The sequence below is a fragment of the Nocardia pseudovaccinii NBRC 100343 genome (assembly GCF_001613225.1).
In the GTDB taxonomy this organism is placed as follows: Bacteria; Actinomycetota; Actinomycetes; order Mycobacteriales; family Mycobacteriaceae; genus Nocardia; species Nocardia pseudovaccinii.
Genome location: NZ_BDBY01000400.1, coordinates 1 through 21,422, shown reverse-complemented (window position 1 = coordinate 21,422; position 21,422 = coordinate 1). Strand labels below are relative to the sequence as shown.

General features: G+C 65.8%; 17 protein-coding genes and 1 pseudogene. 6 read left to right on the top strand and 12 right to left on the bottom strand.

Annotated features, from left to right (window positions below; genetic code table 11):
- Positions 1–257: 257 nt before the first annotated feature.
- The 4 genes from NP3_RS42920 to NP3_RS42905 all read right to left on the bottom strand — a co-directional run bounded on the left by NP3_RS42920 (position 258) and on the right by NP3_RS42905 (position 5,559).
- Positions 258–770, bottom strand: coding sequence for a VOC family protein (locus tag NP3_RS42920; RefSeq protein WP_063047428.1), 513 nt, complete (start codon positions 768–770; stop codon positions 258–260).
- 69 nt (positions 771–839) lie between these two features.
- Positions 840–2,054, bottom strand: a complete 1,215-nt coding sequence (locus tag NP3_RS42915) for an FAD-dependent monooxygenase (RefSeq protein WP_063047436.1) — start codon at positions 2,052–2,054, stop codon at positions 840–842.
- A gap of 45 nt (positions 2,055–2,099) precedes the next feature.
- On the bottom strand, positions 2,100–5,189 hold the full coding sequence (locus tag NP3_RS42910; RefSeq protein WP_218025053.1) for an AfsR/SARP family transcriptional regulator: 3,090 nt from the start codon (positions 5,187–5,189) through the stop codon (positions 2,100–2,102).
- A 109-nt stretch (positions 5,190–5,298) separates the two neighbouring features.
- Positions 5,299–5,559: a hypothetical protein gene (locus tag NP3_RS42905; protein WP_157124928.1), complete on the bottom strand. Its 261-nt coding sequence runs from the start codon at positions 5,557–5,559 to the stop codon at positions 5,299–5,301.
- A gap of 43 nt (positions 5,560–5,602) precedes the next feature.
- Between NP3_RS42905 and NP3_RS42900 the strand changes: the two genes are divergently transcribed.
- Positions 5,603–5,938: a YnfA family protein gene (locus tag NP3_RS42900; protein ID WP_063047435.1), complete on the top strand. Its 336-nt coding sequence runs from the start codon at positions 5,603–5,605 to the stop codon at positions 5,936–5,938.
- Positions 5,939–5,943: 5 nt separating this feature from the next.
- Here NP3_RS42900 and NP3_RS51720 read toward each other — a convergent pair.
- Together NP3_RS51720 and NP3_RS47425 are read right to left on the bottom strand one after the other, a co-directional pair.
- A pseudogene (locus NP3_RS51720) lies at positions 5,944–6,039 on the bottom strand (heat-shock protein HtpX); the annotation flags it as partial.
- 51 nt (positions 6,040–6,090) lie between these two features.
- Positions 6,091–6,558, bottom strand: coding sequence for an aquaporin (locus NP3_RS47425; protein ID WP_307680682.1), 468 nt, complete (start codon positions 6,556–6,558; stop codon positions 6,091–6,093).
- On the opposite strand from NP3_RS47425, the gene NP3_RS42895 reads away from it, so the two are divergent.
- Positions 6,510–8,345, top strand: a complete 1,836-nt coding sequence (locus NP3_RS42895; protein ID WP_063047425.1) for an ABC transporter ATP-binding protein — start codon at positions 6,510–6,512, stop codon at positions 8,343–8,345. The two genes, NP3_RS47425 and NP3_RS42895, sit on opposite strands and share 49 nt — an antisense overlap.
- The gene (locus NP3_RS42890; protein WP_063047424.1) at positions 8,342–10,057 is read left to right on the top strand and encodes an ABC transporter ATP-binding protein; all 1,716 of its coding nucleotides are present in this window, start codon (positions 8,342–8,344) and stop codon (positions 10,055–10,057) included. Before NP3_RS42895 ends, NP3_RS42890 begins: the two co-directional genes overlap by 4 nt.
- Before the next feature lie 210 nt (positions 10,058–10,267).
- Here the strand turns inward: NP3_RS42890 and NP3_RS42885 are convergent, their stop codons facing one another.
- The 5 genes from NP3_RS42885 to NP3_RS42860 form a co-directional block, all read right to left on the bottom strand.
- Positions 10,268–10,987 (bottom strand): TetR/AcrR family transcriptional regulator, encoded by a 720-nt coding sequence (locus NP3_RS42885; protein WP_063047434.1) that lies wholly within the window; start codon positions 10,985–10,987, stop codon positions 10,268–10,270.
- A 203-nt stretch (positions 10,988–11,190) separates the two neighbouring features.
- Positions 11,191–11,820 (bottom strand): MspA family porin, encoded by a 630-nt coding sequence (locus tag NP3_RS42880; RefSeq protein WP_169814682.1) that lies wholly within the window; start codon positions 11,818–11,820, stop codon positions 11,191–11,193.
- Positions 11,821–12,165: 345 nt separating this feature from the next.
- Positions 12,166–14,592 carry a LuxR C-terminal-related transcriptional regulator gene (locus tag NP3_RS42875; protein ID WP_063047422.1) on the bottom strand — a complete coding sequence of 809 codons (2,427 nt, stop codon included), beginning with the start codon at positions 14,590–14,592 and terminating at the stop codon, positions 12,166–12,168.
- A gap of 116 nt (positions 14,593–14,708) precedes the next feature.
- Positions 14,709–15,491, bottom strand: a complete 783-nt coding sequence (locus tag NP3_RS51350; RefSeq protein WP_307680681.1) for a Zn-ribbon domain-containing OB-fold protein — start codon at positions 15,489–15,491, stop codon at positions 14,709–14,711.
- A 138-nt stretch (positions 15,492–15,629) separates the two neighbouring features.
- A complete protein-coding gene (locus tag NP3_RS42860) occupies positions 15,630–17,945 on the bottom strand; it encodes an ATP-binding protein (RefSeq protein WP_063047421.1) in 2,316 nt (771 codons plus the stop codon).
- Positions 17,946–18,192: 247 nt separating this feature from the next.
- Here NP3_RS42860 and NP3_RS42855 point away from each other — a divergent pair, with 247 nt between their 5' ends.
- The 3 genes from NP3_RS42855 (at position 18,193) to NP3_RS42845 (ending at position 20,871) form a co-directional block, all read left to right on the top strand.
- Positions 18,193–18,510 carry a hypothetical protein gene (locus NP3_RS42855; RefSeq protein ID WP_063047420.1) on the top strand — a complete coding sequence of 106 codons (318 nt, stop codon included), beginning with the start codon at positions 18,193–18,195 and terminating at the stop codon, positions 18,508–18,510.
- Positions 18,507–19,505 (top strand): alpha/beta hydrolase, encoded by a 999-nt coding sequence (locus NP3_RS42850; protein WP_245721358.1) that lies wholly within the window; start codon positions 18,507–18,509, stop codon positions 19,503–19,505. The genes NP3_RS42855 and NP3_RS42850 overlap by 4 nt, the downstream gene beginning before the upstream one ends.
- 67 nt (positions 19,506–19,572) lie before the next feature.
- The gene (locus tag NP3_RS42845; protein ID WP_063047418.1) at positions 19,573–20,871 is read left to right on the top strand and encodes a YhgE/Pip domain-containing protein; all 1,299 of its coding nucleotides are present in this window, start codon (positions 19,573–19,575) and stop codon (positions 20,869–20,871) included.
- A gap of 6 nt (positions 20,872–20,877) precedes the next feature.
- Here NP3_RS42845 and NP3_RS42840 read toward each other — a convergent pair.
- On the bottom strand, positions 20,878–21,422 hold a 545-nt coding region (locus NP3_RS42840), incomplete at its 5' end, for an aggregation-promoting factor C-terminal-like domain-containing protein (protein WP_245721357.1).

Sequence of the window (21,422 nt, the reverse complement as noted above, 5' to 3'; positions counted from 1 at the left end):
CGACGGTCGGGAGAAGTTCCCTGTAGAACGCCTGCTCGTTGGCTTCGGATCTGGGAAGCAGTTCACCGGTCGTCGGATCTCGCCAATAAAACAGCTCGCCCTCGGCGAGGCCGGGGGCGGGCATCCGTCGCTGGGCCAAAGCCTGGTTGTACGGTCCGGATGCGCGAAACTGTCGTGCGTGCAGCTCGCCGGGGGTGCGAGTTCCAACAAACGGCGCCACCAGTATCGGCGGCAGGTTTCGCCATCGACGCCGGTTGCTATCCGTGCGACCACGGGTTCCGGTATCCCGACGGAATCATGCTGTCGAACATTGCGCGTGCGTCCGCAGGCAACCGCAGCAACTCGATGTACGAGCCGAGCGGGCCTCCGTCGAGATAAACGAATTCCATGCCGAGCTCGGCAACGGTGCAGTGCTGTGCGATCTCGGTGCCGCATGCCCGCGCCGCTGCCAGTGCGGCATCGAAATCATCTGGTACCCAGGCGATATGGTGCAGTCCGGGGCCGGACCGCGCGAGTGTTTCGGTATACAGATTCGTACCCGAGACCGGCGCGATCAATTCCAGTTGCTGTCCGCCGGCATAGCCGAGCGAGGTGTCGATCGTGTAGTCGGCGGGCGCACCGCGATAAGTGCACGACTCCGGGCCGAAATGCATGCGGGGCATACGGACCCACTTGTCGACGCCATAGCTGTCGGTGAATTCCTGTTCGGCCGAGTCGAGGTCGTGGACAACCCACGCCACCTGGAAAATCGGGCCGGAAGCGATACTCATTTCGGTACTCCTCACACATCAATTGGAGATGCAGTCCCGCGGTGGGGAACAGCGCAGGTGACGATGGGTTCAGTAATCGGCGAGCCGGATGGCATTGGCCGCGCGCTCGAGCGGCTTGATGATCGGACGCAGGGCCAGGCCCTTCCACGGCATGTGCCGCAGCATGCGCAACATGGTGGTCTGGGTTCGGATCGCACGCCGGTCCGCCGCCACCATCTGGGTGGCATTGTTCCAGCCCAGTGTCAGGTTCTCGGTGACGTAATCCTGCATGGCGCGCTGGTAGCGATCGAATGCGACGCGGTGATCACCGGCGGCCGCTTTCAGTTCGCCCGCAAGGACATACGCGCCGACCAGCGCCATGCTCGTGCCCTGCCCGGACAGCGGCGACGGGCAGTAGGCGGCGTCTCCGACGACCGCGACGCGGCCATCGGACCAGCGGTCGAGATGGATCTGGCTGACCGAATCGAAGTAGAAGTCCGGGGATTCCGGTACGGCCCGCACCAGATTCGGCGTCTCCCAACCGGCATCGGCGAACGCGTCGGTCACCAGCTGTTGCTGGGCGGCGCGGTCGCGCCGGTCCGGCAGTTGTTCCGGTGCCTGGAAGATGAACTGGGCCTTGGCGGTGGTCCGCTGGGTGCTGTACACCTGCACCACGCGCCCGGGTGTGGGATGCACCAATTCCCAGTGGTCGAGGTTCAGGTAGTTGGGCACCGAGATCACACAGGCGGCCATGCCGGTGTGCCGGGCGAACTGCTCGGTCGGCCCGAATGTCAGCCTGCGCACTGCCGAGTGCATGCCGTCGGCCCCGATCACTAGGTCGAATACGCGTGGCGCGGAGTTGCGGAACCGCACTGTCACACCATCGGCCTGCTGCATCAGGCCGGTGATCGAATCGCTGAACAGGTATTCGGCCTCGCCCTTGGTGGCGTCGAACAGGATGTGGGCGAGATCGCCGCGCAAGACCTCGTCGTCGCCGGGTGCGCGCAGGCCGATGAGTTCGGGGCCGAGCGTTGCCAGTGCCTTGCCCGCATCGTCGACCCAGGCCCCGCCCCGCATCGCCGTAGACGCTTCGCGGACTTGCGGCAGCAGACCCATCCGGTCGACGACTTCCATTGCCACACCACGGATGTCGACCTTGTAGCCGCCCTCGCGCAGAGTGGGCGCCTGTTCGACGACGGTGACGGTGAACCCGTAGCGGGCCAGCCAGTAGGCGAGTGCTGGCCCGGCGACGCTGGCGCCGGAGATGAGGACGGTCTTGCTGGTGAACTGCTGTCTCGTTGTCATGCACACAGCGTCGGGCACGGCAATCACCGTGCCCTCACCATCGGCTCACCACCACTCACCGAGCAACTCGGTGACCTTCTCGGCTGAGCATCGGGCGCCACGCTCGAGGGTGGTACGGAACTCCGTTTCACCGAGTTCGGCTCGGCATCTTGCGGCGGTGTCGGCCGTCGCACCGTCACACACCCCGGGCATGCCACGCAGCGAGTCGGCAGCACCGAGCAACAGCGCGCCCCGTGCCGTCGTACCGAGTGCCACCGCGATCCCCGCCATGCCCTCCACCGCTGCCGCGGCCACCGACCGAGATCGGTCGCGCGCCAGTTCGAACGCCTCGCGGTGCGCCGCCAGTCCACGCTCGATATTCCCCTCGGCGAGCCAGATCCAGCCCGATCCGATGAGGCTGCGGCCCCGGGCCTCGACCGCACCGAACGTGTCGTTGCCGAGCACCGCGATGGCGGTGTCGTAGTACTCCCGGGCGGCGGACAGGTCGCCCGCTACCCGTGCCAGATCGCCGAGCCCGCGCAGTGCGTTCGCGTACATGTCCGTTGCGCCTGTTGCACGGGCCAGTTGCGCGGCGCGGTGGTAGGCGGCACCCGCGTCATCACGACTCGCGGCGGACCCGCGGGCGAGAATGTCACCACGCCGGTTGAGCAGGTCAGCGGCATCGTCGCCGGCGCCCAGCTCGGTCTGCAGGACGATGGCCTCGTCGATGAGGTCCAGGGCGACCTTCCGTTCACCACGCCAGTCGGCGACCACGGCGAGTTTGTCGAGCGTGGTCGCGATTGCCCACCGGTCGCCAGTAACGCGGAACTCCTCGAGGGCACACTGCAATTCGGGCTCGGCCGATAGCGGCTCACCGGACATGAGATGTCGCAGTCCGGTACCGAGCCTCAGGAATGACTGCGACCAGCGATCAGGACCGAAGAGCACGTGCTGCTGCTCCGGCAGGTCGAGCAGCCCGCCGACAGTTGCCAGCAGGAACACCAGATGTGGTCGCCGCAAAGGTCTTTCGATGTCGGACACCGCTGAGGCAGCACGAGTGACCGGCACCGGCGGCCCGGTTCTGACACGCGCGGCGACCGCCACACAGAAGGCGTATTCCTCGACGTCCGCCGCCGGGTCGAGTGCGAGCAGCAGTTTGCCGGCCAGTTCGGCGGCCTCGCCCGAGTAACCGCGCAGCCACCAGTGCCACGCATGGGCGGCGATAAGCCGCTGTGCCAGTGCGGGATCCATGCTCACCGCCCAGCGCAGCGCCGCCTGCACATTGTCGTGCTCGGCCGTCAGCCGCGCGAGCCAGTCGAGCTGCTCGGGACCGCGCAGCAGCGGATCAGCCCGCTCGGCCAGCTCGGTCGAGAAACCGGCGAGGGCACGTTGCAACCGTTCGCGCTCGCCGGCCTCGGTCAACCGTGCGAAGGCGTAGGCCCGGATGGTCTCCAGCATCCGATACCGGCCGTTGTGCACTTCCACCAGTGATTTGTCGGCCAGGCTGTCCAGCAGTTCGTCGGCGTCGTCGAGTTCGCAAACGGATGCGACCATGGCGGCGGTGGCCCCGCCCGCGAAGACGGCGAAGCGTCGTGCCAGGAGGCGTTCAGGCGGTTCCAGCAGTTCCCAGCTCCATTCCACCACCGCCTGCAGGGTCCGGTGTCGTGGTTCGGCGGTGCGATCCCCGCGCGCCAACAGCCGGAACCGATCGGCGAGTCGCGCGTCGATCTCGCCGACGTCGAGAGTGCGCAGCCGGGCGGCGGCGAGTTCCAGTGCCAACGGCAGCCCGTCCAGCCGCTCGCAAATGCGCCGCACGGCCGCGATCGTGCCCGCGTCGACGGCGAATCCCGGCCGCGCCGCAGCGGCACGATCGGCGAACAGGCGGACCGCGGTGCAGCCGAGTTGGTCGGCCAGTGCCGCATCGGCGGCCGCGACCGGCAGCTGCCTGACCGAGAGCACGGTCTCGCCGGTGATACGCAAGGCTTCCCGGCTAGTCGCCAGCACCCGTAAGCCCGGACAGTCACGCAACAGCCGGTGTACCAGCCGGGCTGCATCGAGCACCAGATGCTCGCAGTTGTCGAGAATGATCAACTGCGACCGGTCGGCGAGTATGGCACGTACCCGGGCTTCGGCATCCTCGTGGTCGCCGGTCGCGCGGCCTCCGAGCGTCACCGCAATCTCCGGCGCCACCTGTGCGCCGTCCACCAACGGCGACAAATCCACGAAACAAACCTCGCCCCGAACCTGAGCACCGGCTTCCATCGCCAACCGGGTCTTACCGGTACCGCCCGGACCGGTGAGCGTCACCAGGCGGGCTCGGGCAAGTAACGACGCGACCTGGGCCAGCTCGTCGTCTCGGCCGACGAAACTGGTGAGCTGGGCGGGTAGGCGGCGCACCGCGGCAGCGACGACGGTGTCCGCACGCAGGATCGTCAAGTGCGCCTGCGTCAGCTCGGCGGAGGGGTCGGCGCCAAGTTCGTCGGCGAGCAGCTGCCGCCCCTGCTCGAACAGCTCCAGCGCCTCCGCCTGCCGCCCGCCGGCGTAGAGCCCGCGCATCAGCAGTGCCCTGATCCGCTCCCGAAGCGGATGCGCGGCAACGAGTTCCGGCAGCGTAGCGACCACCGCCCGGTGATCACCCAGCGCCAGCGCGGCCTCCGCGCGATCCTCTTGGACCGCCAGCCATGCCTCGGTGAGGCGGGCGACCATAGCGGCGGCGAACGGCGCGTCGCGCACGTCAGCCAGCGCCGCGCCGCGCCATACCCCGGCGGCCTCGTCCAGCAGCGCGACAGCGGCAAGGGAATCCCGGTCGCGCGCCGCGGTTCGCCCCTCCGCTGCGAGCCGAAGGAACCGATGCATATCCACCATCTCCGGATCGACCGCGAGCCGGTAGCCCGCCGCCGAGGACTCCACGAGACCATCGGCACCCGCGGCGCGCAGCGCACGCCGCAACCGCGACACCTGGGACTGCAGTGCATGTCCGGCATCGCCGGGCGGCTCCTGCCCGTAGAGGTCGCTGATCAACCGATCCCGAGACACCACCCGTCCGGCCTCGGACACCAGAACCGTCAGCAGCGACCGTACTTGTGGCCCGCCCACCGCGACCGGAGTCCCATCGGTTCCCCGCACCTCCACCTGCCCCAGGATCCCGAACTGCACGGCCGCCAGTATGCATCGACCGACCGGCCGCTGCACCCGGCGAGTCGGCCACTGCCGCAAACGATCACGCCTTCGCCCTCACACAACGAACAGGGACAATGGTTCCCGCTCAGCCTTGACGGATGTCGTGGGGACCGGCGTTGAAGCGATGCCGGAAGGCTGTGCTGACGACACTGGCCGAAGCGAAGCCGAGCCCCAAGGGGAGTTTCGGATCAACGGGTGGTGGCCTTTCCTCGAGGTGCCGGGAGACAGGCAGGGAAAGGCTGGACACCGCTGGCGCAATGCCGACGGGCAGTTGGGCGAGATGCCATTCGAGCATGTCGTTGTTGAGGCAGATCGTGTGTGAGTAGTGCGGCTGCACCGCTCCCACGACGACCACCGCATCGTGATCCAGGCCCGTAGGCTCGATGGCTGTGACAGTGTTGCGTTCGATCTTGTTGTTCGTGCTGGCTGCCGTCGCCGAGATCGGCGGAGCCTGGCTGGTCTGGCAAGGGGTGCGCGAACATCGCGGCTGGGGGTGGATCGGCGCCGGTGTCATCGCCCTCGGGATCTACGGATTCGTCGCCACCGCACAACCCGACGCCCACTTCGGGCGCATACTCGCCGCCTACGGTGGCGTCTTCGTCGCAGGCTCGCTGGCCTGGGCCATGGCATTGGACGGGTTCCGGCCCGACCGCTGGGACCTCACTGGCGCCCTCATCTGCCTGCTCGGTGTTGCCATCATCATGTACGCACCACGCCACGCCTGACCCACCACCAACACCTGCGTTCGGTCGAAGATGTCTTTGCCTGCGGGATCGCCCAGTTTCCAGTCGCGGTAGGTGACGCCGAAGAAGTAGGGGCACGCGTCGTGTGGTGATGTCGGCGGCGACGTCCGAGGCATCGGGGTAGAGCCAGACGATCAAGGCGAGTCCCATTGCGGCGCAGAGTATTTGGGCGGCGATGTAGCCGGGCGTGGAGGCCGGGGCGATTCCGGCGAAGGTGTCGGAGAAGATACGCCCGACGGTGACGGCGGGATTGGCGAAGCGATCAGCCCGGCAGTAGCCACGACTTCTCCGGCCAGGTGCCCGCTGGTGATCCGGTCGAACATGGTGTTGGCCAGCATCGAACCCGCAATGGCTCCAACTGTCTGCGCCAGGACGTATCCGGCGAGTTCGCGGTACCCGAGTCCGGTGCCGTTGTGTCGGCCGAGTAGCCGATTCGCCACCGACACAACCGGATTGAAGTGCGCTCCCGGGATCGGCCCGAACACCGGAATCAGCACACCGAGGCCGACCCTGTACTCTATTCGTACGCGTACTAAAAAGAGATGGGTTAGCGATGACCACAACTGGCCTCGCCGAGGCGAGCGAGCAAACCACACGACCATCGGATGCCGATTTCGCGGCCGGACCAAGCGTGGCGGAGCTGCTGCGCCCTTACCTGGGGAGTTTCGCCGCCGTTGTCATCCTTCAAGTAATCGGTGCTGTCGCGGGTCTGGCGCCGCTGCTGGCGGTTGTCGAATTGGGTCGGATTCTGTTGTCGCCCAAACCGGTCGATCACGGTCATGTCTGGTTCGTGGTGATCGCGGGTGCGGTCGGATTGTTCGTTCGACTGCTGTGCACGACGGCATCCTCCGGGATCGGGCATCTTCTCGACGGCCGGGTGCAACTGTCGTTTCGGAGGCAACTGGCCGCGCGGCTGGGGCGCGTACCGGTCGGCTGGTTCTCCCGGCGTCGGACCGGCGAGCTGGCCAAGGTCGTAGGGGAAGACGTCGGTGCCGTGCACCCGTTCATCGCCCACACCCCCGGCGAACTCGTCTCCGCATTCGTAGTACCGCTGGTGTCGCTGATCTACTTGTTCACCATCGACTGGCGGCTGACGTTGATCACGCTGATACCGGTGGTGCTGGCAGTCGCGCTGGTGCCCCTGATGATGACCCCGAACCGACTGCGCGAGCAGGAGGAGTTCGACGCGGCCATGGGGCGGATTTCGAGTTCGGTCGTCGAGTTCGTGCAGGGGATCGCGGTGGTCAAGGCGTTCGGCGGAGCCGGGCGCGCCCACGGTAGATTCCGCACGGCCGCAGACGATTTCGTCGCCACCTTCTACCGGTGGGTGTGCGGTATCTCCGTGGTCGCCGCAGGGATGCAGCTGGTGCTGTCACCGCCGTTCGTGCTGCTGGTCGTGCTGATCGGTGGTGCGGTGCTGATTACCAGCGGCGGCATGGCCCCGGCTGACCTGCTGCCGTTCCTGCTACTCGGCCTCGGCCTGACCGCTCCGGTAGCGGCCCTCGGCCACGGCTTCGACGATCTGCAGTCCGCGCGGCGCGCGGTCGGACGGATTCGGGAAGTGCTTGCGGTGCAGTCACTTCCCGAGCCCACGCAGCCAATCGCAGCACAAGGCCACCGGGTGGAACTGCGTGATGTCCGCTTCGGCTACGACGCCGATCGCGAGGTGCTGCGCGGGATCGATCTGGTACTCGAGCCCGGCACCCGCACCGCGATTATCGGGCCGTCGGGCAGCGGCAAGTCCACGCTGGTCCAGCTGTTGCCGCGGTTCTTCGACCCGACCCACGGTTCGGTCATGCTCGGCGGCGTCGACCTGCGCGAGCTCGGCAGCGGTGCGCTGTATCGGCTGGTTTCCTTTGTCTTCCAGGATGTTCGGCTGCTGCGGGCGTCAATCGCGGACAATATCGCGCTGGCGGTGCCACATGCCGACCTCGACGAGGTGGTTCGCGCCGCCCGGCTGGCGAATATTCACGATCGAATTCTCGAGTTGCCGCGCGGATACGAGTCGGTCATCGGCGATGAGGTCGAACTGTCCGGTGGTGAGGCACAACGAATCTCACTGGCCCGCGCACTGCTCACCGACACACCTGTGCTGGTACTCGACGAGGCGACCGCCTTCGCCGACCCGCAAACCGAACGGGCCGTGCATCAGGCACTTTCGGCGCTTGCGGGTGATCGCACGATTCTCGTCATCGCTCATCGCCTGGAAACGATTGCCGACGCCGACACCGTTGTGCTGCTGGAGAACGGGGTCATCGTCGAGCGCGGCAGGCCCGCCGAGTTGCTGGCGCGGAACGGAAGGTTCGCTGCGTTCTGGCGAACACATCGGTCGGTGACTATCGACAAGAGCGAAATCCACTGTGGCGCACAAGGAGACGAGCCCCGATGATTCGAATGCTGCTGCGCGTACTTGGACCCGAGTACGCCGAGCCGGTGCGTCGCACCTTGGCCCTCATGACAACAACCGCGATAGCCGAGGGTTTGTCCTACGCACTGCTGGTTCCGGTGCTGCGGGAACTGTTCGGGAGCGAACCGGCCCACGCCCGGCCCTGGCTGATCGCTTTCGGCGCCGTCGTCGTGGTCTACGCGGGGCTGCGCTACCGCAGCGACCTGTCCGGTTTCCGTGTCGGGACAACGCTGTTGCGCGGCATGTATCACCGGCTCGGTGACCATCTGGCCCGATTGCCGATCGGCTGGTACAGCGCATTCCGGGTGGGCGAGGTGTCGGTCCTGGCCAGTCGCGGTGTCCTGCAGGCGATGAGCGTGATCGCGCATCTGCTGGCACCGTTCATCTCCGCCGCGGTTACTCCCTTGACGATCGTGGTCGTCATGTTCGCCTTCAATTGGCAACTGGGGCTGGCCGCATTGCTGGCCGCTCCGATCGTTGCGGCGATCCGGATCTGGTCCGGACGCTCGATGGCCGCCGACGATGCGCAGCGCCTAGAAAGCGACCACGAGGCCAGCGGGCGTGTGATCGAATATCTGCAGGCCCAGCCGGTGCTGCGAGCCGGAGGCCGTACCACCGAACGCTTCCGGTTGCTCGACAACTCGCTGCACGAAGTTCAGCGCATATCCCGCCGCACCAGTTTGGCGGCGCTACCGGGCGTATTGGGCCTGACCCTCACGGTGCAGGTGATGTTCACCGCGCTGTTGGCTCTGGGCGCCTACCTCGCACTCGGCGGAAATATCGGCACGGCAGAGCTTTTGGCGATCCTGGTGCTGGCCGCCCGCTGCGCCGATCCGCTGCTTTCACTGTCGGAAATCGGTGGCAAACTACGTGGCGCGCAATCCGTGCTGGCGAGACTGGACACGGTCTTGCGCACCGAACCGCTGCCGCAAGCTCCCGAACCGATTCAACCCATGAGCCACGACCTGGAGTTCGAATCCGTCACCTTCGGCCACGGCGATCGCACGGTATTCGACGACGTGTCGCTGTCCGTGCCACACGGCGAGCGGCTCGCCGTTGTCGGACCCTCGGGTGCGGGTAAGAGCACCCTGCTGCAACTGCTCGCGCGGTTCTACGACGTGGACACCGGCGCGGTACGGATCGGCGGGGTGGACGTGCGCGCGATCGCGACCGAGGTGTTGATGGCGCAGATCGCCATCGTCTTCCAAGACGTTTATCTCTTCGACGGCACCATCGAGGACAACGTGCGCCTCGGCCGTCCCGATGCCGAGGATGCCGAGGTCAGGGCGGCAGCGACGGCGGCACGATTGGACGAGGTGATCGAGCGACTACCCGGCGGCCGGGCGACCAATGTCGGTGAAGGCGGCGCACTGCTGTCCGGTGGTGAGCGCCAACGTGTTTCGATCGCTCGAGCACTGCTGAAGAACGCGCCCATCGTGCTACTGGACGAGGTGACCTCGGCACTGGACCCGGTCAACGAGGCCGCTGTCCACGAAGGCATCGAGCACCTGATGGCGGGCCGCACGGTGGTGCTGGTCGCGCATCGACTGCGGACCGTCCAACGCGCCGATCGCATCGTCTTCCTCGACGGCGGCCGAATCGTCGAACAAGGCACCCACGACGAGCTCCTACACCACAATGGCCGCTACGCCGAGTTCTGGAATATCTCTCTGACGCCGGTCGCGGGTGAGTGAGTCGGGAAGTTGATCATCGACCCTCGCTGCGGGACTCTTCCGCCAGAGCATGCTTCGCGATGCTATCCAGAGCTACTCGCCCCGGACAGATGCTGTGGCGTCCAGTTCCCGGCGGGTGACACCGCGTGGGTAGGCAACATGGATCTTCTGTTTCGCGCATCGCAATAGCACCCGGACCAGACTCGGGTGGCGGTGTTGTTCCGCGGCGGGCTACTGGTGTGCGGGGCCTCGCTTCGTCCGGGCTGCCGAGTTGTCGGGCACGTCGGGGCGGATCGGCAGCAATCCGTCGACGAGGGCGGCCAAGCCTTGTCGATGTGAATCGCGGGTGGTGAGTTCGGCCCAGCGATCGGCGACTGCCGCGAGGTGTGGGTGGGTGTCGGTAGTCAGATCGGCGATGGCTCGGTCGCGATAGATCGGGTTGCCGGTCCGGGCCAGATGGCGTCTGCTGTTCACCCGGATGATCAGGTTGCCGACGATGTAGTACCAGATCGTGCGGTAAACGTCGACCGCTTGTTCGGGTGTGCAGCCGTGATCGACGGCGGCGCCGATCATCATTTCGACGAACCAAAGGGCGGCGGGGGCGAAAAGGTCGTCGGCGGTCAATACTTCGACGATCCAAGCACGCTCGGCGAGCAATTCGTAGAGCAGGAGAGCTGTCGCGGTGAGCCGTTCCCGGGGATCGTCCGGAAGGTCCGGGCGCGGTATGTGCTTGGCGTGCGCCTCCAGCACGAGCAGCAGCAGCTCATCTTTGTCGCGCACGTGGTAGTACAGCGCCATCGGCGCGCTATCCAGTTCACTCGCCAGGCGCCGCATCGACAGTTTGTCCGGCCCTTCTGTCTCCAGGATGCGATCGGCAGCGGCGATGATCGCCTCCACGGACAAGCGTGGTGGTCGGCCGACCCTCTTCGCAGGGCGTGCTTCTGCGGGCATCTGTCCATCCTCCACGATGAGTCGCAGCCGGGAGCGCGGCATCCGAACCACGGACAGCCACTTGCGGACGGGTGGCCCGACCCGGAACGTGATCACGCCGTGTTGCTCCGAACTCGGAATGCTCGGGCTGTTCGGAGGGCCGACCACCGGATCCCTTCCTAGCGGTCGTTGTAGCGGGTCGGCGATTGCGGCGGCAGTGTCCGCTAGAAGGTGAATTGTGTTCCGTAGCCGGTTGTCTGGGCGGTTCCGTTGATGCCGTCGACGCGCGCGGTGACGAACGGCATGGCCGATGCGGGCGACAGGCATCCGTTGACGTTCAGTGGCGTACTGGTGTGACTGAACGTGTAGGGGAACGCCGCGTCCTGATCCAGGCTGGCCGCACCGATAACCGCCGCCGTGACCCTCCCGGGTACGACGGTTACCGAGATCGCTCCGGCAAGACCGGCATTGACGCCGAAACTCGGTTGAATTGCAACAGTGACGCTGGTCGAGTCGCCGAGGGTCAACGCGAGCGAGGGTGCGATACCCGCGCTGACGCCGACGCTCGGCGCGATCCCGATGGTGACGCCTTCGGAGATATCCACGGCGCAACCGATCAAGTATCCGATCGCGATTTCCCCATCGCGGACGGTTGAACCGCCGCTGACAGAGACCGAGTAATCCCCGGACACCTTAGCCGCGTGCACGAACGGGATTCCTTGTGTTACATCGTCTCCGGCCAGGGCGAAATTGTTCACATCCACCGCCGCGACGAGGTGCATGCCACCGGCACCGGCTTCGCCAGGTGCCGCCTCGGCGGGTGCGTTGGCAATGCAAGTCGCTGCACCGACCATCGCCGTGAGCGATGCAATAAACTTGAGATATTTCCTGGTCATGCCACTCCAGTCGAATAATTACCGACACAGACTGTTCCGTAGAAATAGATCGCTCACGACACCGGGACTCGAAGTGTCTACCCGCGCAGGAGGTTCGATACGGGACCAGCACTCGAACCTTCGGGCAGACCCTACCGCATCTACAGGACAACTGGTCTGATGAGCCCGGTTACTCATCCGGCCTGTCGACAAGCCGGACATCGACGGAGCGCGACTCGAGAATCTCGGTGCCTGACGGGATCGTCGTGACGCTAGCTAGTTGTGCTGGGCCCGAAGGGTTTTGATCAACCCGTGCGACAACGGTCAAGAACGCTCGTGCTTGGCCTCGTCCACGATCCAGGCGGCGATCTGGGTGCGGGAAGTGAATCCGAGTTTGCTCAGGATGTGTTCGACATGGTGCTGGGCGGTGCGTTGGGAGAGCACCAGTTTTGCGGCAATCTGTTTGTTGGTGAGTCCCTGGGCGACAAGGTGCGCGACCTCCAGCTCGCGCTTGGTCAGCGTCGTCGCCGAATCGTGTGGTGTGGTGGTCGGTGGTTCCCGCAGGGCGTAGGACACCGCGGCGCTCAACCCCATGGCTTGTCCGCGGCGGAACGCGGTATCGAATCCTCGGTCACCGAGTGCGCGGCGCACCTTGCGCTCGCATTCGTCGTGAAAGTGGGATAGCTCGTTGAAGAAAGTTGTGACGCCTGAGGCGGAGCGCAACAGGTATTCCGCGGCACCCATCAGAATGGCCGCGCGTTCACCATTGTCGGCGGTCCAGGCCAGTGCCTCGATGGCAAGTGCCGCGACGAGGGGGCTGGGTATGTGTCGGCTGATTCGCAGCGATTCCAGCAGCACTTCTTCTGCCTGCGAATGCTCGCCCTGCTCCCATGCGGCAATGCCGCTCCCCCACAGTGTGGTCGACCGAAACAGCGATTCGCCGCACGCTTCGGTGATGGAAAGTATCTGCTCGCGATATTCGCTCGATCGCTTTGCATCTCCGCGGAGTCCGTGTGCCCATCCGAGCATCGACAATGTCGAGATATACGGATGCGCGCGCGTATTCGATTCGAACACCGCGAGGGCGGGCTCGAGCACGGATACCGCCCGATCGTGTTCTCGTCGATACAGTGCCAGGGCTCCCTCGGCTTCCGCGGCCAGCGCCTTGGTGGTGGGAGCCGAGTCCTGTTCGGCGAGCGTGCGTGCCTGCTCCACAAAGATCGCCGCGCGCTCCAGGTTGCCCTGTACCGCCGCCATGATCGTGCTCACAAGTAGCGCTTTGACGCGATCGGGTATCGAGTGCGCGGCGGGGTGGGACAGGATGCGGTCGAGCCAGCGTCGGCCTTCGCCGTACTGGCCCCGGAAGCTCCAGAACAGGTATAGGGCGGCGGCGATGCGCAACCCGGCTTCGGCCGATTCCGCGGTGTCGTCGGATACACAGAACTCGAGCGCGTCCCGCAGATTCGACTGTTCGCGATCGAGTCGAGCGAGCACGTCGAGCTGCTGGTCACTGATCCACCCGGCCTCGGCGTCCAATGCCAGCCGCTGGTACCAGTCGCGGTGGCGTCGACGCAGATCCCGGTATTCGCTGCTCTCCGTCAGCTTCTCCCGACCGTAGTCGCGCATGGTCTCGAACATCCGGAAGCGCACGACGCCATCGGGTTCCTCCCGGATCACGATCGACTTGTCCACCAGGGAGGACAGCGCATCGAGCAGACTGTCCGGCGCCAAGTCGACACCGCATACGTCCTCGACGGCATCGAGTTCGAAGCCGCCCGCGAATACCGATAGCCGGGCCCATATCCGCTGCTCGTTTGGCGTGCACAGTTGATAGCTCCAGTCGATGCACCACCGCAGCGTCTGCTGTCGCGTCGGCGCGGTGCGGCTACCGCGGGTGAGCAGCGCGTACCGGTCGGTGAGCCGCTGCAGGATCTGTTCGGGCGACATGGCGCGCATCCGAGCGGCCGCGAGTTCGATCGCCAGCGGCAATCCGTCCAGCCGGGAACAGATCCGCGCCACGGTGGTCTTGTTGTCCTCGGAGAGTTCGAAGCCCGGCACCACCGCGGCGGCGCGGTCGGCGAACAATGTCACGGCGTCGTATTTGGGCAGGCCGCGAAATGCGGGTTCGTGGTCGGGATCCGGGACCGTCAGCGGCAAGACCCGCACGGTCGCTTCCCCGGCGATGTCCAGCGGCTCGCGGCTGGTGACGAGAATCCGCAGATTCGGACAGGCCAGCAACAGCGTCTCGACCAGATCCGCCGAGGCCGCCACCACTTGTTCGCAGTTGTCGAGAACCAGCAGCATTTCCCGCGAGCTGAGGAATCCGACCAGCACGTCGAGCAACGGCTGGTCGGACTGGTCGAGCAGGCCAAGGGTGGCCGCCACGATTTCGACCAGCATCGACGGTTCGCGCACGTCGGCCAGTTCGACAACCCAGACCCCATCGGCGAAATCGCGTCGAGCGTTCGCCGCTGCCCGCAACGCAAGCCGGGTCTTGCCGACGCCACCGATCCCGGCCAACGTCACCAGTCGGTGGGTGGACAACAGATTTTTCACCTCCGCCGTCTCGGTGCGGCGGTCGACGAAACTGGTCAGCTCCAGCGGCAGCTCGCCGGTGCGCCCGCCCGCCAGCGGTGGCGGCGGGGCCCATGCCCCGATCTGCGACGCGTCCTCGAACCCGGACGCGCTCGAATCGGCCGTGACGGGTGCGATCGCGTCGCGGCGGGTCCGGAGTGGATCATCCGTTGTCATCAGCGGCGGGCAATCCACTCGGCATGTGCGCGAGCACCGGGCGCCATGCGCTCACCTTTCGACAATGTCAGCGTATCGCCAACAAAGGTGAACGGATCGCGAGTTGCTTTTCTACATCAGGCGGTAGGGAGCGCGGTGGGACCCATCTGCCAGGCCTGTGCCAAGGCGTCCCTCAAATGATGCTTCAACCCGCGCACCTTGACGCTATCGGTGCGCCGTGGGTCCAGTGCCTCGTCCACCATGTGCAGGAACCGCCGCCGGGTCACGCCGAAGGTCACAAGCAGTTCGCCTGCCGTGGCGCCGCCGAACGGCGCCCAGCGGATCGCGAAGCTGATCAGGGCTTTCGCCGCCGTGTCGAGGGCCTTCGTGCTTTCCATGAGCTCACACTCGCGCAGCGAGGTCCGCACCCACCACGCGTCGTAGCGATGTTCGACAGGGGGACGATGCGTCGGGCGCATATCGTTCGCAGCACACACGCGCGGTGCCACGGAACGAACGGTGTCATCCGGATCCGGCGTCGCACGGCAGACGGTGAACACCGGGAATCGATCGATCCGAGGACGCGGCTCGAATCGCACCCGGACCGGCAGATCCGCGGACGGTGCGACGTCACCCTCGATCGTCGCGTACACCCACGGCCCCTCGTCGAGTTCCACAATGGCGATGGTCAACGGCACCACCTGGGCGTGCGGACGGCTCACACTTCGGTGCACGAGCCGCCACGACACGATCGAACCGAGACCCGACGAGGGCGACCACTCGAGATCCCAGGACCGGCACGACGAACATTCGGCGGTCAGCGGCGCGAACAATTTGTCACAGCGTCCACAGCGCCGGATCATCATTGCGGTATCGGTCTCGGTGGGTCTGCCACCGTACTCGTATGTTTGCTCGGACATGGGAAACCTCGGTGTGGTGATAGCCATGGATGCTGTCCTCACCAAGCGTCGCCTTCTCGGCACCCGAACACGACGGTAGAACTACCACGGGTATACCCATTTCTGCCGACCGGTCCGTATCGCGACCCGGTTGAGGGGCTAATGCAGGCGATGTGTGCGCGCGGTCCAGGCGGCTATCTGTGCCCGAGACGAGTAGCCGAGTTTGCAGAGGATGTTTTCCAGGTGCCGGTCGATGGTGCGCGTCGACAGCACGAGCCGTTCGGCGATCTGCCGGTTGCTGAGGCCCTGTGTGACGAGTTCGGCCACCTGCCGCTCGCGGGCCGTGAGCATGGTGTCTTCGTGCTCGTCCGGTTCCTGGGCGGCCTGGCTGGGATCGAGTGCGTATTGGATCGCGTGGGCGTGATCCAGTGCCGCACCGTGCCCTCTTTCCGTGTCCTGCTCCGCCTGCCGCAGTGACTTGGTGAGGGTGTGCTCGCAGGCCGAGTGCTGTGCGCCGAGATGTGGTCCGAACGTCGCGATCGAGGTGCCGATGCGCCGCCATACCGATCCGACCGCGCCCATCAGTCGCGCCGCGTGCCGGTATTCGCCGCGGGCGGCGGCGATCCAGGCCAGCAATTCCATCATCAGCGCCGCGCCGACATGGTCGTTGAATTCGCGCTGGATCTCCAGGGCGGCACGCGTCGACTCGACCGCACTGCCATATTCGCCGCGGACGTACTGGTCGTAGCCGAGGGCCATGAGTGAATAGGATTTGGTCAGCCGTTCGCCCTGCTGGTCGGCCAGTTCGATGCCGCGGCGGGCCGTCGCTTCCGCCCTGTGATCACCGGCGTGCGCCATGGTCATGGAGAGTTGGAACAGGGTCATGCGGACCACCTCGTCGTCGTCCGTGTAATCCTCGGCGGCCTGCTCGAATGCTGCGATGGCCGGTGCGAGATGTCCGGGGAACAGCTGGGCTGTGCCGCGCAGACAGGTCACCCAGCCCAGCGCGTGGCGATCGCCCACCGCCGCCGCGCGCTCAGCGCATTCGTCGAGCGCCACAGTGGCCGCATCGATGTCGCCCAGCAGCAACCGCGCCCAGCCCGCCACCCACAGCGCGGAGATTCGCTCCGGGCCGGAGTAGTCGGCAGTGTGCAACGCCTTATCGATCCATCGCCGTCCTTCACCGAGGAACCCGTCGGTGCACCAGTGATAGCGCAGGGCGGTGACCAGCGCCAGTGCTTCGCGGACGGCGGACGGTGTGCTCGTCGCCCAGTCCAGAGCGGCTTGCAGATTGTCGCGTTCGGCGCGCAACTCGGCCAGACCGGCCGCTTGGCCGGGGCCGTTCCAGGCTGCGGCGATCTGCTCGGCGAGTGCGAGGTAGTGGTCGCAATGCCGCTTGCGCATGGCGCTGGTCTCGTCCCGCTCGGTCAGCCGATGCGCGCCGTATTCGCGGATCGTTTCCAGCATCCGATACCGCGGCGGGCCGACGGTCGGTACGGGCGCCAGGATCGACTGCGCGACCAGATGGTCGATCAGGTCCAGAATGCGTTCACGCGGCAGGTCGGGACCAGCGCAGACGCCCTCGGCCGCGGCGAGGGTGAATCCACCGGAGAACACCGACAGTCGCGCCCACAGCAACTGTTCGGTCGGCAGGCACAGTTCGTAGCTCCAGTCGATCAGGGCCCGCAGCGTCCGCTGCCGTGGCACAGCGGCCCGGACCGAACCGGCCAACAGCAAGAATCGGTCCTCGAGCCGGTCCAGGACGGCGGGCAGCGACAGCGACCGCAGCCGAGACGCGGCGAGCTCGATAGCGAGCGGAATCCCGTCCAGACGCTCGCAGACCCGCACCACCACATCCGCATCACGTTCGGTCAGGGTCAGGTCCGGGCGCACCGCCCGAGCCCGCTCCACCAGCATCGTCGGCGCATCGTAGGCGGTCAGCCCTCCGAGCGTCACCGGAGCGTAAGGGGTCGGCATCGACAGCGTCGGAACCGTGTAAACGTGCTCGCCCGCGACATCGAGCAGCTCGCGACTGGTGGTCAGAATCCGCAGCCCGGCACAGGATCGCAGCAGCACGTTGCAGAGCGCGCTGCACACATCCACCAGGTGTTCGCAGTTGTCCAGCACTATCAACGCCTGCCGATCCGCCAGGTACGCGACGAGCTGCTGCTCGATGGTCCTGTTCGATACGTCCACCATCGCGAGGCTGGTCAGCACCGTCTGTGCCACCAGATCGGCATCGACGACGGCGGACAGGTCGACCAGCCATACCCCGTCCGGGAACGACCGGCCGGAAGCGGCCGCTACCTCGCTGGCGAGCCGAGTCTTTCCGACACCACCCACCCCGGTGAGCGTGACCAGCCGAGCCGTCGCGAGCAGCTCGCGGACCTCGCGGATCTCCCGTTGCCGTCCGACGAAACTTGTCACCGCGAATGGCAGGTTACCGACCACGCGAGTGGGCTTACTTCGCCCCATGAGACCTAATCTAACCGTGCCGGGGACCCTGTAAGGGCCCGGTTTGCGAAGGTCGTTCCCGAACCGGTTGGTGCAAGAGCGCTACCCATCGGTGCGTACGAATGCGGTCTCAACATGCGCGAACTGCGGATTTGGGTGCAGAAGTGGGTGTTTCTACCCATGTCAGTGTGTGCCGGATCTGTGAGGCTCGGTCTATCAGTTGTGAGCAGGAGGTCGACCTTGACATCTCACCGAGCGTGCCCTGTCGATGAGGGTAGCCAAAGGCGCGAGCTACATCCACGACAACCGGGGGTTGGCCATGGATGACGTATGCCGAACCGAATTCGACGGACTGCGCGTGACGTGGCGTTTGATCCAGAATCGGCTGATCTCGATCGTCGCCGTGCACGACACATCCGATGCTTCGCCGGTGCTCTCGTTCGGCCCGGCCGCTTATCCGGATCTCGTGCAAGCACGAGAACTCCATCCGGGTCTGACGAAGCTGTGGGACGCGGTGCGCCGCGACTTCTGGACCACCCTTATTCCGCCATGCCCGAATAAGGGCAGACAATGGCAATGGTCGTGACCGCGGCAGTTGCGCGGCCCGAAGCACCCTTACCGACTGTCGAACCAGCCAACCAGGCAAGTATCGGAACTCGAATCGCCCATCCGCTGCTGCGCGGCACAGTCGGGTTCGGGTTGGCAACCCTGGCGCTGATAGGTGGCCACAGCCGGTTCGAGCGCGCACTCTGGCTCAGCCGACTCATCGACCTACCGGCTGCCGCACTCGTGCCTCCGAAAGGCACCAAACGCTGGACCGTTCAGCTGGGTAACTTCCGCGCCGAATGGTTGTGGAACGACGATCTGCCCGCCCCGTGGCAGCGACAAGATTCGGCGCTGCTGTACTTCCATGGCGGTGGCTTTATCGGCGGTGGCTTGAACACCCATCGGCGCCTCGTCGCCAAAATCGGACGCGCGAGCCGGATGCCCGCATTCAATGTCGACTACCGGCACTTGCCCGGCGCGCATTTCACCGAGACTCTCGACGACGCCGTCGAGTCCTATGTCTACCTGCTCGAGCACGGCTTCCAACCCGAGCGCATCATCGTCTCCGGTGACTCGGCAGGCGGCGGGCTGGCCTTCCGGCTGGTGCTGGCAATCCGGGAACGCGGCTTGCCGATGCCCGGCGGTATCTCCGCGATCGCACCGTGGGCCGACTTCGATTCGACGACCCGGAACGCCCACCCCAACCGGCACCTCGATTCCTATATCCCCACTCGGATCCTGGAAACAATCGTGCGGCGCGGCGTCGCCCTCGACGGCGAACTCGATCCGACATGGTCGCCGGTCAACCACGACTTCACCGGTCTACCTCCGGTCCTGATCCAGGTCGGCTCCACCGAATGCCTGCTGCCCGACGCGGAAATGCTGGCCCGCCGCTGCGTCGAAGCGAGCGTCCCAGTACAGCTGCAGGTCTGGGACCGCGCGCCGCACGTCCACCACGTCGCCTCGGATTTCCTTTCCGACGCCCGAGCCGCGATCGACGACCTGGGTCTGTTCCACCGCCAGATTGTGGCTTGACCCGCCCCGCTGAGACACAGTTCGGCAATCACCACATTCGTCTGGATCCAGCAATTACGGTGCTGTCATGACGAACCCGGAAGAGGCCGAGCAGACGAATCCTCGTCGATCGCGCATACGTGTGTGGCTCGCACCGGCGGTTGTGGTGTCGCTGCTCATGGCTCTGCTGGCCACGATGTATCTCGCGTATGTGGTGGATCCGTCGAAGCATCTGCACGGCTTTCCGATCGCGCTGGTCGATCAGGACAGCGGGGATCTGATCGGCGGGAAGCCGACCAATGTGGGCAAGCAGATCAGTGATGCGCTGGTGCGGCAGATGCCGAGCGACAAAATCGATCTGCGGGTGCTCGGCATCAACGAGGCGCAGCAAGAGTTGAACTCGGGCAATGTGTACGGGGCGATCGTCATTCCGAGCGACTTCACCAAGCGGCTCGGAATTTTCGCCGCCGCCAGCGTGGTGCCCGGCGATGTCAGTCGGCCGATCATCACGGTGTACACCAATCCGCGGTCCGGTGCGTTCTCATCCCAGGTCGTGCAGACGGTGGCCGGAAGCGCACTCGCGCAAGCGAATCAGACCGTCGGCAAGCAGCTCACCGACACCGTGCAGGCCCAGCTGCAATCGTCCGGTTCGGCGCCGGAACTGGTCGGCCTGAGCCGACTTATGCTGGCCCAGCCGATTGATGTGGTCGTCACCCCGTTCCATCCCCTGCCGTCGGGTACGGGCGGCGGTCTGACGGCCTTCTTCTACACGATGATGGTGCTGCTGGCCGGATTCACCGGCGCCATGGTGATCAACGGGATGGTCGATTCGTCGCTCGGTTTCGCACCGACCGAATTCGGTCCCTGGTATGTGCACTATCCGCCGACGCCGATTTCCCGGCTGGGGACGCTGCTGCTGAAGTGGGGCGTTATCACCGGTACCGCGCCGGTCGTGGCCGGGATATTCATGGCGGTCGGGCATTGGCTCGGCATGCCGATCGACCGGCCGCTGCTGCTGTTCCTCTACAGCACCTTCGCGATCATCGCGGTCGGCGTCACCGCGTTGTCGATCGTGTCAGCACTCGGCACCGCCGGTCTGCTGGTCAACCTCATTCTGTTCATCGTGCTCGGCCTGCCGTCCTCCGGCGGCACCATTCCGATCGAGGCGATCCCGAAATCCGTTGCCTGGCTCGCCGATTTCGAACCGATGCACCAGGTGTATCTCGGCATCAGGGCCATCCTGTATTTCAACGCCGACGGCTCCGCCGGGCTGAGCCGCGCGATCTGGATGACGCTGCTCGGCCTGGTCATCGGACTCGTCGTGGGCGGCGTCGTCACTCGCTACTACGACCGGAAAGAACTGCACCGCGCTCCGGCAAAGAGCTGATGCCGGTCAGTACCAGTGGTGTGCCTGCCAGAATGCCCAGGCGCCGTCGGGGCTGCCGTAGCGCTCGTTCATATAGTCGTAGGTCCAGCGGATTTGGGTCAGCGGGTTGAAGCGCCAGTCGGCGCCGTGGGTTTGCATCTTTTCGGCGGGCAGTGCTTGGCCGAGGCCGTAGGCGCCGCTTTTCGGGTTGATGGCGAAGACATCCCAACCGCTTTCGTGGGTGATGACGGCGTCGAAGGCCGGGAACTGGTGCAGTGGTACCACTGTCAGGGCGAGGGCTCTGGTGCCCAAGCGGACCAGTGAGAGCGCGAGTCCGGCAGGGGTTGTTCCACTGTCGGGCGGGCTGGCGGCGGGAGTGACGGCGATAGTCTCGTCGGTCTCGTCGGCGGGCGCAGTATTGTCGCTGTCCTCAGCGGAGGTGGCGAGGCTGTCATCCAGGTCGTTGGTGGAAGTGCTGTCGCTCTCGCCGGGACTGTCTGCAGAGGCACCGTTGTCGGGGGCGTTGACGGGTGTGGTGTTGCCGTTGGGACGGTCGGTGGGCGTGCCGATGC